The organism is Streptomyces sp. NPDC001219, from assembly GCF_053597915.1.
On sequence record NZ_JBSFJF010000124.1, the window covers coordinates 1 to 11,953 of the forward strand.

At 75.0% G+C, this 11,953-nt stretch carries 9 protein-coding genes; 6 read left to right on the plus strand and 3 right to left on the minus strand.

Going from position 1 to position 11,953, the window contains the following annotated elements:
* Positions 1-789: glutamate racemase (locus ACWC9R_RS36125; protein WP_450738021.1), on the minus strand; the 789-nt coding region annotated here is incomplete at its 3' end.
* Positions 790-945: 156 nt separating this feature from the next.
* Here ACWC9R_RS36125 and ACWC9R_RS36130 point away from each other — a divergent pair.
* Positions 946-2,094, plus strand: a complete 1,149-nt coding sequence (locus ACWC9R_RS36130) for a glycosyltransferase (protein ID WP_450738033.1) — start codon at positions 946-948, stop codon at positions 2,092-2,094.
* Between the two features lie 17 nt (positions 2,095-2,111).
* On the opposite strand, the gene ACWC9R_RS36135 is transcribed toward ACWC9R_RS36130, so the two are convergent.
* Positions 2,112-3,461, minus strand: a complete 1,350-nt coding sequence (locus ACWC9R_RS36135; protein ID WP_450738023.1) for a TerD family protein — start codon at positions 3,459-3,461, stop codon at positions 2,112-2,114.
* Between the two features lie 246 nt (positions 3,462-3,707).
* Between ACWC9R_RS36135 and ACWC9R_RS36140 the strand changes: the two genes are divergently transcribed.
* The 5 genes from ACWC9R_RS36140 (at position 3,708) to ACWC9R_RS36160 (ending at position 9,188) form a co-directional block, all read left to right on the plus strand.
* Complete coding sequence (locus ACWC9R_RS36140; protein WP_450738025.1) at positions 3,708-4,163, plus strand: DUF6643 family protein; 456 nt, start codon at positions 3,708-3,710, stop codon at positions 4,161-4,163.
* 47 nt (positions 4,164-4,210) lie between these two features.
* Positions 4,211-5,035: an MOSC domain-containing protein gene (locus tag ACWC9R_RS36145; protein ID WP_450738026.1), complete on the plus strand. Its 825-nt coding sequence runs from the start codon at positions 4,211-4,213 to the stop codon at positions 5,033-5,035.
* Positions 5,036-5,376: 341 nt separating this feature from the next.
* Positions 5,377-5,820, plus strand: coding sequence for an ATP-binding protein (locus ACWC9R_RS36150; RefSeq protein WP_450738027.1), 444 nt, complete (start codon positions 5,377-5,379; stop codon positions 5,818-5,820).
* A 164-nt stretch (positions 5,821-5,984) separates the two neighbouring features.
* Positions 5,985-6,587: an Rv1733c family protein gene (locus tag ACWC9R_RS36155; protein ID WP_450738029.1), complete on the plus strand. Its 603-nt coding sequence runs from the start codon at positions 5,985-5,987 to the stop codon at positions 6,585-6,587.
* Between the two features lie 168 nt (positions 6,588-6,755).
* On the plus strand, positions 6,756-9,188 hold the full coding sequence (locus tag ACWC9R_RS36160) for a right-handed parallel beta-helix repeat-containing protein (protein ID WP_450738030.1): 2,433 nt from the start codon (positions 6,756-6,758) through the stop codon (positions 9,186-9,188).
* On the opposite strand, the gene ACWC9R_RS36165 is transcribed toward ACWC9R_RS36160, so the two are convergent.
* Entirely contained in the window at positions 9,158-11,575 is a 2,418-nt protein-coding gene (locus ACWC9R_RS36165) for a hypothetical protein (protein ID WP_450738032.1), read from the minus strand. The two genes, ACWC9R_RS36160 and ACWC9R_RS36165, sit on opposite strands and share 31 nt — an antisense overlap.
* Between the last annotated feature and the right edge of the window lie 378 nt (positions 11,576-11,953).

Here is an 11,953-nt window from a genome sequence, read left to right on the forward strand (position 1 = left end):
CCTCCCCCGGCGCGGCCGGCCCCGGGCGAGCAGCCGGCCCTCGGCGTAGGCGAGCGCGGCGGCCGGCAGCCCGGCGGGGCGGCCGCTGAGGATCACGCTGAGGCCGCCGGTCGGGGCGGCCGCCGGGGCCGGCTCGGCGCCGATACGGCGCAGCGCCTGGGCGGCGACCGCCTCGGCGGAGCCGTGCAGGGTGAGCGCGGGGGCGCCGGGCTGCTGGAGGACGGCCCGGATGCGTTCGGCGACCAGCTCGTAGTGGGTGCAGCCCAGGACGACGGTGCGGACGTCCCGTGGGGTGCGGTCGGCGGCGACCGCGAGCGCGGCGTCGATCGCGGCCTCGTCGGCGACCTGCACCGCGTCGGCGAGCCCCGGGCAGGGCACACCGGTGATGTCCACGCCGTGCCCGAACCGGTCGATCAGATCCCGCTGGTAGGGGCTGCCCGTGGTGGCGGGGGTGGCCCAGATGGCGACGGGGCCGCCGCCGGCCGCCGCGGGCTTGATCGCCGGGACGGTGCCGATGACCGGGATATCCGGTTCCAGTTCGGCGCGGAGGGCGGGCAGCGCGTGCACGGACGCGGTGTTGCAGGCGACGATCAGGGCCTCGGGGCGGTGCGCGGCCGCCGAGCGGGCCACGGCCAGCGCATGGGCGGTGACGTCGTCGGGGGTGCGGGGGCCCCAGGGCATCCCGTCGGGGTCGGAGGAGAGGACCAGATCGGCGTCCGGCCGCAGTCGCCGCACGGCGGCGGCCGCCGCGAGCAGCCCGGTCCCGGAGTCCATCAGCGCGATCTTCACCCGGACACCTTACTCAGCCGCCCGCCGGGCTTGTCATACCGGGCGGAACGGACGCGCGCCCCCGGCGGTCGCTCCGCTCCCCTTCTCCCCTCCGCGACACCGTGGCGATGGCCGCGGGGCGACGGGGCGGTGCGGCAGACTGCGGCCGTGGGAGCGATGGAGTGGATCGGTGCCGGGTCCCTGCTGACCTGGGTGTGGCTGCTGCTGGGCCAGGGCTTCTTCTGGCGGACGGACGTCCGGCTGCCGGCCCGCCGCGATCCGGAGCGCTGGCCGTCGGTGGGCGTGGTGGTCCCGGCGCGGGACGAGGCCGCGGTGCTGCCGGACAGCCTGCCGTCGCTGCTCGCACAGAAGTACCCGGGCCGGGCGGAGGTGTTCCTGGTCGACGACGGCAGTACCGACGGGACCGGCGCGCTGGCCCGGAGCCTGGCGGCCGCGCGCGGCGGACTGCCGCTGACGGTGACCTCTCCCGGCGAGCCCGAGCCGGGGTGGACGGGGAAGCTGTGGGCCGTACGGCACGGGATCGCGCTGGCGCGGGAGCGCCTCACGCCGGAGTACCTGCTGCTGACCGACGCGGATATCGCCCACGAACCGGACAGCCTGCGGGAGTTGGTGGCGGCGGCCCGGTCGGCGGAGCTGGACCTGGTCTCGCAGATGGCGCGGCTGCGGGTGGTGACGCTCTGGGAGCGGCTGATCGTGCCGGCGTTCGTGTACTTCTTCGGGCAGCTGTATCCCTTCCGGTGGGTCAACCGGCCCGGGGCGCGGACCGCGGCCGCGGCCGGCGGCTGTGTGCTGCTGCGACGGGAGGCCGCGGAGCGGGCGGGCATCCCGGAGACGATCCGGCATGCGGTGATCGACGATGTGACGCTGGCGCGGGCGGTCAAGCGCGGCGGCGGCCGGATCTGGCTGGGGCTGGCGGACCGGGTGGACAGCGTGCGGCCGTATCCGCGGGTGGCCGACCTGTGGCGGATGGTCTCGCGCAGCGCGTACGCGCAGCTGCGGCACCGGCCGTCGCTGCTGCTCGGCACGGTCCTCGGGCTCGCCCTGGTGTATCTGGCGCCGCCCGCCGCGCTGGCGGCCGGGCTGGCCGGCGGCGATCCGGTGCTCGCGGCGACCGGCGGCGCGGCCTGGGCGGTGATGTGCGGGACGTATCTGCCGATGCTGCGCTACTACGGGCAGCCGCTGTGGGCGGCGCCCCTGCTGCCCTGCACCGCGCTGCTCTATCTGCTGATGACGGTGGACTCGGCGGTGCAGCACTACCGGGGGCGCGGGGCGGCGTGGAAGGGCCGGACCTACCCGGCGCCCTGAGCGCCCCGGCGGCGCCGTCACTTCCGGGCCGGTGACCAGTCCAGACCCCAGCCGTAGGCCTGGTCGACGGTGCGCTGCGGGCTGACGCCGGGCTCGGGGACGAGGTAGCGGGCCTCGCGCTGGACGACGAGCTCGCCGCCGGTGTTGGTGATCAGGGCCAGTGCACAGATGTTGGAGGGCACCGTGCAGGCGTCCAGGGTGAAGTCGACGGGGGCGCCGTGCTGCGGCTGGAGGGTGACGGTCGCGCTCAGCCCCTCGAAGCTGCGGGCACCGGCATAGACGGTGACGAAGATCAGGACGCGCTTGATGCGGTCCTGGTGGTCGAGGTTGAGGGTCAGGTTCTCGCCGGCCGCGACGGCGCCGGTGCGGTCGTCGCCGTCGAGCTGGATGTACGGCGGGGCGTGCAGCGCGCCGAAGTTGTTGCCGAGCGGATGGACCACGCCCGCGGCACCGTCGGTGAGTTGGTACAGCGCGCACAGGTCGAGGTCCAGCTCCCCGGACGACGGCAGCAGCGCGCCACGGGCGCCCATGGCCTCCAGCGCCTTGCGGCCGAGCTTCTTGCCCAGCCGCTTGCCCGCCGAGCCGCCGCTCCAGTTGAGGTTCACCCGCAGCGCGCCGGAGGTGCCGCCCTGCTTCGCCAGGGAGACCGCCGGGGCCGCCTTCGTGAGAGTGACCTTCGTCAGACGGACGGGCGGGGGCGCGGCGGCGGGCGCCGCCGGCGGCGTCATCGGCGGTGCGGGCGCCATGGCCGGAGGCGCGGCGGGTCCGGCGGGGCCCGGAGCGGGCGCGGCGGCCGGAGGCTGCGGCACCGTGGCCTGCGGCGCCGGGGGCTGCGGCGCCGCCGGTTCCTCGACGCTGATGCCGAAGTCGGTGGCCAGCCCGGCGAGCCCGGTGTCGTAGCCCTGCCCCACCGCACGGAACTTCCAGGCACCCTGGCGCCGGTAGAACTCGCCGAGGACGAAGGCGGTCTCGCTGCCGGCGTCCCGGCTGTCGAAGCGGGCGAGTTCGGTGCCACCCGCCGCGTCCAGCACCCGGACGTGCAGCCCCGGGACGCTGCCGAAGCCGCCGCCGTCGGCGGAGGCGGCGAGCACCACCGTGTCGACGGCGGGCTCGACGGCGGACAGGTCGACGGCGAGGTGGTCGGTCATCGCCCCGCCGGCCGGGCGCTTGCCTTCGTGGCGTACGGCTCCGGAGGCGTGCACGGCCTGGTTGTAGAAGACGAAGTCCCCGTCGTCGCGGACCTTTCCGGACACCAGCAGCAGGGCGGAGGCGTCCACGTCCGGTGCTCCCGGGGCCGCCTGCCAGCCCAGTTCGACCCGGACCGCCGGGGCCGGAACCGGAACATTGCTGCCCTTGAGCATCGACATCGCCGCGCCTTCCTCTCGTCCGCCGTGCCCCGTCAGTGGTGGCCCCTCCAACCTACTTGGCCCCTGTCGTCCCGAACGCCCCTTGTTCACCTGCGAGAAGCGGGGTCTTTACAGGATTCCTACGGGCGATCGCGACCGATTTCCGCAGGTTCGCTCCCATTGGTGCTCCTGGGCCACTCCGAACACCTGAAACAACCCTCTTTCCAGACTCCCCAATCGGCACATCGTGGGCTTAACTTAAGAGGCATGACCTCCCCCCGCTCTACCTACGGCGGCGGCTACTACGCTTCGCCCTCCTTCCCGGACACCCCGATCTACGACAGCCTCGTCGCCGAGCGCGGCACGCCGCAGATCGCCCCGATCCGGGTGAACCCCTCCCCTTACGACACGGGCTCGTCGTATCTGCCGGCGCTGCCCTCGGCGCTGCCGGCCCTTCCGGCCGCGCCCTCCCACCCCTCGCCCGGGCAGGGGTACCCAGGAGCCGCCGCGCAGCCGGTGGCCCCGCTCCAGCAGGCCCCGGCGCCGTACATCCCGCAGCAGGCGGGCACCACCCGCGGCTATCCGTCCCCGCAACAGCAGCAGCCCCAGCGCCCGCCCATGGGCACGGGGTACGAGGCGATGCGCCCGGCCGCTCCGGTCGCGCCCCGCCCCGCCGCGCCCTACGACGATCCGTACGGCCGCCAGTACCCGCGCGGTTACTGACCCGGCCGACCGGTCAAGGGTCCGGGGCGGCTGGCAGGATGGCAGGCATGTCCAAGCCTGCGCTCCAGTCGATCCGTCTCTACCCGGTCAAGTCGATTGCGGGGGTCTGTCCCGGCGAGGCGGTCGTGGAGCCGTGGGGGCTCGCCGGGGACCGACGCTGGCTGCTGGTGGACGCCGCGGGCCGGCAGCTCACCCAACGGCAGCAGCCGGCGCTGTCGTTGGCGCGCGCCGAGTGGCTGCCGGGTGGCGCCCTCGGGCTGACCGCGCCCGGGAGGAAGCCGCTGACGGTCGCGGTGCCCGCACCCGGGGAGACGGTCCCGGTCGAGGTCTGGGCGGACGAGGTCGAGGCGGTGCCCGCGGGACCGGAGGCGGACGAGTGGTTCAGCGGCTATCTGGGCGTCGCGTGCCGGCTGGTGCATCTCGACGCCCCGGAGCGGCGCCGGCCCGTCGACCCGGCGTACTCCGCGCCCGGTGACACGGTCAGCTTCGCCGACGGCTTCCCGCTGCTGCTGACCACCGTCTCGTCGCTGGACGCCCTCAACTCGCTCATCGCGCAGGGCGACCACGCCGACGAGGGTCCGCTGCCCATGAACCGTTTCCGGCCCAATGTGGTCGTGGACGGCACCGCGCCCTGGGCGGAGGACGACTGGCAGCGGGTCCGTATCGGCGAGGTGGTCTTCGACGTCGCCAAGCCCTGCTCACGCTGCGTGGTCACGACCACCGACCAGCTCACCGCCGAGCGCGGCAAGGAGCCGCTGCGGACCCTCGCCCGCCACCGCCGCTTCGGTGACCGGCTGGTCTTCGGCCAGAATCTGATCCCCCGTGGGGCCGGCACGATCCGTATCGGCGACCCGTTCGAGATACTCGCCTGACGGGCCGGCGCGCCCCCGCGCGGGCCACGGCCGGCGGGCCGCCGCGGCCCGGACGGGGCGCTGTGCCTCGTCGGCGAGGCGGACGCCGCGCGGCGGAGCGAGGTCGGCAGGGCGCCGGAGCTCGCGCTGACGCGGACCGCGGCGGCCCGGCGGCTCACCGTCGATCTGCCCCGGCTGCACTTCCTGTCCGTCGGCTGCGCCGTCACCCTGCTCACGCCGGCGGGCCGGGCCGCGGGCCACGAACGGATCGAGGTGCGCGGCGACCGCGGGCAGTGCCGGACGCTGCGGCGGCTGGGCGCCGGGACGGTGCCCCGGCTGGTCCTGACGGAGGTGGTGCGGGCGTGGTGAGCTCCGGTCCGGCCGGGGTGCCGGCGGAGGAGTCCGGCCGCCGGCTGCTGCAACGGCGTTTCACCGCCCGGCTGCTGCCCCAACTGCGGCTGCTGGTCGAGGAGTGCGCGGCCCGCGAGGGGCTGTGCGAGCCACGGCGCGGCGAGTTCGTGCTGGCGGTGGACGAGATCGCGGGCAACGCCGTGGAGCACGCGGGCGGCGCGGGGCGGCTGGTGCTGCGGCGGGTGGGCGATGAGCTGGAGTGCCGGATCAGTGACGCGGGGCCCGGATTCAGCGAGGAGGTGATCCCCGAGCTGCTGCCCGGCCTGGACGGCGCGCCGAAGGGGCGTGGGCTGTGGCTCGCGCGCCTGGTGGCGGACCGGTTCGCGGTCACCGGCGGGGCAGCGGGGACGGACGCGGCGGGCGCCGTGGTGACGGTGGCGGTACGGCTGCGCTGACCGGGCGGGATGCCGCTCCGGCGGGCCAGGCGCGAGCAGGCCCGGGGACGCGTTCCGTACGTCCGGGAGATGCCCTTTGTACCCGGTGATGTTGCTCTCTCTTCGCAGAACTCTCGCGTGGACCACCCCTGATGCGGTATTCACGGACACGGAGAGGGGCAACGATGCGAGCGATGAGAGGCGTGTGGCGCTGGCGGCGCAATCCGCTGCGGCGCCGGACCGATCGGCTCGAGGCCTGGGTGGCGCTCGTCGCGGCCCTCCTGATCGCCCTCGGATCGACCTCCGCGGGCTGGCTCACCGGCCGGACCGCGCAGGACGCGCTGCGGGAGACCGTACGGCTCCAGCACCAGCAGCGGCAGCTGGTGTGGGTCACGGTCGACCGGCTGCTGTCGCGGGCCCCGCTCGACCCCGACCCGGAGACCTCCTCACAGCGCGACGCGCACCGCCGGGTCCTCGCCCGCTGGACGGCCCGGGACGGCAGCGCGCACCTGGGCCAGCTCGCCGCGCCCCGCCCGGTGGAGACCGGTGAGCGGTTCCGGATCTGGACGGACGCGCGCGGCCGGGTGGTGCCGCGGCCGATGGACACCGGCACGGCCGACACCCATGCGGTGCTGGCCGGGCTGGGCACCACGGCCGGGGTCGGCATGATGATCGAGGGCGCCCGGCGGATGATCGTCTGGCAGCTGATGGTGCGTCGCTTCCGCCGCTGGGACCAGGAGTGGAAGCGCGCGGGACAGGACTGGGGACGGGCCGACGCGGGCAGCTGAGCGGCTGCCCGGCAAGGGGGCCGACCGTGTCAACTCCCGCCCGCCGGGCGCGCTACGGTGGGGACGCCAGCCTCTCGGCTGGGGCCTCGCAGACCGGAATACGGACATCCGCGGACGGATGGGTGCCGGGCCGACAACCGCCGTACGAAGTGGGGACACGACAGCGCCATGGCACAGGGCTCGGTCCAGGTGACGCACTCCGGAACCTCGCGTTGGCGACGCCGTACAGGGGAGTACAGCTCGCTCGCCGCCGCCCTGGAGGCAGCCGGGGACGGCGATGTGCTAACCGTCCCGGCCGGTACCTACCGCGAGAACCTGGTGCTGGCGCGCGCGGTGACCCTGCGCGGCCCGGACGGGGCACGCGGTTCGGTGCGGATCGTCCCGGCCGACGGGGTCGCCCTGACGGTGCGCGCCTCGGCCACCGTCCACGACCTGCATCTGGAGGCGACGGACTCGGCGTCGCCCGCGCTGCTGGTGGAGGACTGCGCTCCGGAACTGGCCGGGCTGCGGGTGGTGACCCGGTCCGCTTCCGGCATCGAGGTCCGCGGCGGGGCCCGTCCGACGGTGCGCCGCTGCACGGTCGACAACGCGGGCGGGGTGGGCATCAGCGTCCTGGACGGCGCCGGCGGCGTCTTCGAGGAGTGCGAGGTGATGGCCGCCGGGCAGACCGGTGTGGCGGTGCGCGGCGGGGCCCACCCCCGGCTGGAGAACTGCCGCATCCACCACGCCTCGGGCGCCGGACTGTCCCTGCACGGCGAGGGCAGCTCGGTCGAGGCGGTGGGCTGCGAGCTGTACGAGATCAAGGGCGCGGGCATCCAGGTCGCGTCGCGAGCCACCGGGCACTTCACCGACTGCACCGTCCACCGCACCTCCGCCGACGGCGTCACCCTCGACACCGACGCGGTCCTCACCCTCGCCGACTGCGATATCCACGACATCCCGGAGAACGCCGTCGACCTGCGGTCCCGTTCGGTGCTGACGCTGACCCGCAGCACGGTGCGGCACTTCGGGCGCAACGGGCTGTCCGTCTGGGACCCGGGCACCCGCGTGGACGCCAACCAGTGCGAGATCCATGACAGTACGGGCGACTACCCGGCGGTGTGGGTCAGTGACGGCGCCACCGCCGTACTGGACGCGACCCGGGTGCACGACGTCCCGGACGCGCTGTTCGTCCTGGACCGGGGCTCCCGCGCCGATGTCGTCGACTGCGATATCGCGCAGGTCCGCAACACCGCGGTGTCGGTGAGCGACGGGGCGACCGTGCAGCTGGACGACTGCCGCATCCGGGAGGCAGCGACCGGCGCCTGGTTCCGTGACCACGGCAGCGGCGGCACACTCGCCAACTGCACCGTCGACGGGGCGCAGACCGGCGTGATCGTCACCAAGGGCGCGGACCCCACCATCGAGGGCTGCACGGTCAGTTCGCCCACCGAGGCGGGGTTCTACGTCTCCGCCGAGGGCCGCGGCAGCTTCCAGAACTGCCGGGTCACCGGCAGCGCGGGCTTCGGCTTCCATGTGATCGACGGCTGCCGTACGACGCTGACGCGGTGCCGTACGGAGCGGTGTGCGCGCGGCGGCTACGAGTTCGCCGAGGGCGGGGCCGGGCAGGGCGACGGGCCGACGGTCCAGGACTGCACCAGCGACGAGAGCCGTGCCGTGGGCACCCCGGCCGACGGCCCGGCGACGGCGCCCACGGTGCAGCGGATGACGCAGACGGCCGGGCTGCTGGGCAACGTCCCGGCGCAGGGCACGGCGCCGGACCCGGCGGCCGCCGAGCCGGCCGTCAGCAGCCGGCCGTCCGCCGACGTGCTGGGCGAACTGGACACCCTCGTCGGGCTGGAGAGCGTCAAGCGGGAGGTGCGCAGCCTGATCAACATGATCGAGGTGGGCCGCCGGCGGCAGGAGGCGGGCCTGAAGGCCGCGTCGGTCCGCCGCCACCTGGTCTTCACCGGCTCCCCCGGTACCGGCAAGACCACCGTGGCCCGGCTCTACGGCGAGATCCTGGCGTCCCTGGGCGTGCTGGAGCGCGGGCACCTGGTCGAGGTGTCCCGGGTGGACCTCGTGGGCGAGCACATCGGCTCGACCGCCATCCGTACCCAGGAGGCGTTCGACCGGGCGCGCGGCGGGGTGCTGTTCATCGACGAGGCGTACGCCCTCTCCCCCGAGGACTCCGGACGGGACTTCGGCAAGGAGGCCATCGACACCCTCGTGAAGCTGATGGAGGACCACCGGGAGGCGGTGGTGGTGATCGTGGCGGGCTACACCGCCGAGATGGAACGCTTCCTCGCGGTCAACCCCGGTGTGGCGTCCCGCTTCTCACGGACCATCACCTTCGGCGACTACGCCCCCGAGGAGCTGCTGCGGATCGTCGAGCAGCAGGGCGAGGAGCACGAGTACCACCTCGCCGAGGGGGCCGGCGAGGCGCTGCTGAAGTACTTCACCGCGCTCCCCAAGGGCCCGTCCTTCGGCAACGGCCGTACCGCGCGGCAGACGTTCGAGGCGATGGTCGAGCGGCACGCGGGCCGGGTGGCGCTGCTGACCGACCCGAGCACCGACGACCTGACCCTCCTCTACCCGGACGACCTGCCCGAACTCCCCTGAGCCGGACGGCCGTCCGGGCGCTCGCCCGCGGGCCGCTGGCAGGGCACGTCCGGGCCGAGCCGGGCGATGAGTTCGCCGCGGACCGTGCCGAACACCGGGTCGGCCTGGTAGTCGCCGTGGCCCAGGATCTGGGCGGGCAGCGGGTTCTGCAGGGTGCGGCCGAAGGCGAGCGGGTCGCGCAGCGGCCCCTGGTCGATCCGCCGGCCGTCCTCGCAGGTGAGCCGGATCGGGCCGCCGATGGGGTCGGTGAAGCGCCACAGATTGCGCCAGTCGTCCATCTCGCGGTGCAGTCCGGTCAGCGCGGGCGGCCCGAAGAAGGCGGGGAACCAGCGCCCGTAGAGCCGCTCCAGGGGGCTGCCGTACGTCATCAGGGCGACCCGGCTGCGGGTGACCAGGTCCAGCTGCCAGACCGCGGCGGCCGCCAGCACACTGCCCTGGGAGTGCCCGGAGAGCACCAGCCGGCCGTCGAACCGCTCGGTCCAGGTCGCCATCCGCCAGGTGAGGTCGGGGACGGCGCGCTCGGCGTAGCAGGGCGGCGCGAAGGGATGGGCGGCGCGCGGCCAGAACGTGCCGACGTCCCACAGGATGCCGATGGTGCGGCGGGCCGAGTGGTCGCGATAGGCGCGCCGGCCCATGGTGATCAGCAGTATGACGCCGGCGCCCATCAGCCAGGAGCCCAGGGACTCCGCGGTCTCGGCGGCGGCGTGCACGACGGGCGGCGCGCCCTCGGTGGCGCGGCCGGGCGCCCGGCCGGTGAGCCAGGCGCCGACCACCGCACCGGCCCCGAGGACGAGCGTGACGGCGGAGGTGGCCGCGATCAGGACGGGCGCGGAATCGGTGAGTCCGGCGCCGGCGATGGTGGCGGCGATGCGCTTGGTACGGCCGGCGTCCGGACGCTCCCGCGGGTCGTAGAGCCCGGGGATGTCCTTGGCGACCCGGTTGCGGACGATCACCACCCGGATCGCGGCCAGCACGGCGACCACGGCGACGACGACCAGCAGCGCGGGGATGACCGAGGCCTGCCAGGACAGCAGGACCGGCGGCCCGGGGATCGGGGCGTGCGCCTGCCCGGGCGTCGCGCCGCCGTCCAGCCAGTCCGCGAAACGCTGGGCCACCCCGCCGGACAGCACCCCGCCGACCGCACAGGCCAGCAGCGCGACGGCGGGCCCGCCCATGCCGCGCAGCGCGGTACGGGAGTCGTCGCGGGCGGCGCGCTGCAGGACCCAGGCGGTCACCGCCAGCGCCAGGACCAGCGCGCCCTGGAAGACGGCGATCCCGCCGAAGGCACTGGCGCCGGGCAGCGGGCCGTGGCTGTGCGCACCGGGACGCGCCCAGCCCGAGTGCACCGCGGTCAGCGTCAGCGCCCCCAGGGCGGCGAACGGCAGCGCCCGTACGACCAGGTGGTCGGAGGTGATGTCCGGTGCGTCCTCACTGCGGGCGGTGCGCCAGACGACCACCAGGGTGATGGCGGCGAGCAGGATGACCAGGGCGGTCAGGGCCCGCCCGGTGACCGCGAGGACGCTCTGCCCGCCGTCGCGCCCGTCGGCCTTCGCGGCGGCGGCGAGCAGCACCGCGGCCACCGTCAGCACACCCGCCGTGGTGTGCGCGGCGCGCAGCCGGGCGACCAGCCGGCGGCCGTACCAGAAGCCCTCACGGCTGAGCGCGGTGCGTTCGGCGACCGGGGTGTCGCGGGAGGTACCGGGCAGCCGCGGCGGCGGCGAGGCGGACTCGTAGGCGCTCCACGTACGGCGCGAGAGCCACCACAGGAAGCCGATGACGAGCAGCGGCACCACGGACGCGAGCGCGACGCGGCGGCCCGGGGCGCTCCACCAGCCGGAGTTGTCGGGGCTGAGGAAGCCCATCCAGGACTTGCCGGCCGCGCAGACGGTGGTGCCGGCGCACTGCCAGGCCGTGAGGTCGAGGGCGACCTCACAGGACGCGGCGGCGAGCAGCACCGTGAGGGTGAGGGCGAGGATGCGCACCAGCAGGTCGTAGACCCGCTGGGCCGGGTGCTCGGACGGGGCGGCCGGGCGCATCCAGTGGGCGAGGTTGGCGACCATGAAGGGCACCAGCAGCAGCCACAGGGCGCGGGCGCCGTTGCCCGAGGTGAGGTTGGACCAGCAGTACGCCTCACGGACCGGCTCGCCGCGGTAGTCGTCGGGCCGCTGCTCGGCGTCCGCGTCCTCGGCGCGGCGGTAGCAGGCGGCGGTGTCATCGCCGGTGATCAGCTGGACGCGTGGGTCACCGAGCATCTCCTGGGCGGTGGTACCACCGACGCCGTGCACCAGCAGCTCCAGGGAGAGCTGCGGTGCGGTGTCCGGTGGCCCATCTCCTGTGCTGCCATGGTCCGTTGAGCGGGCGTGCGGTGTCGGGTCCGCGGTCTCCACTGAATTCCCCCGTAGTCCATACGGCGCCGTGCGGTGCGACGCCCCAGGATTGTCTCTTCCCCGCGACGGCACATCCAGCACCGGTTGGGGGTGGGGTTCTGGGGATGGTGGGGGGGGTGGCTGGGAGGGGTGGCTGGGAAGCGGGGCGGAGGCGGGGGCCGAGTCGGGGCCGGGCGGGGGCCGGCGCGGCTTGGGGCGGCCCCCGCTTGGGGCGCCGCGGCTTGGGACCGGCGCGGCTTGGGGCGGCGCGTGCGCGTACGCGCGTCCCCCCACCCCCGAACCCGCCCCCTCCCCCTCCCCCGAAGGGGGGGGAGGGCACCGGCGGCCAGCCCGTCGCGGGCCGCGTCGGGGGTGAGGAAGTCCGGGAAGTAGCGGGCG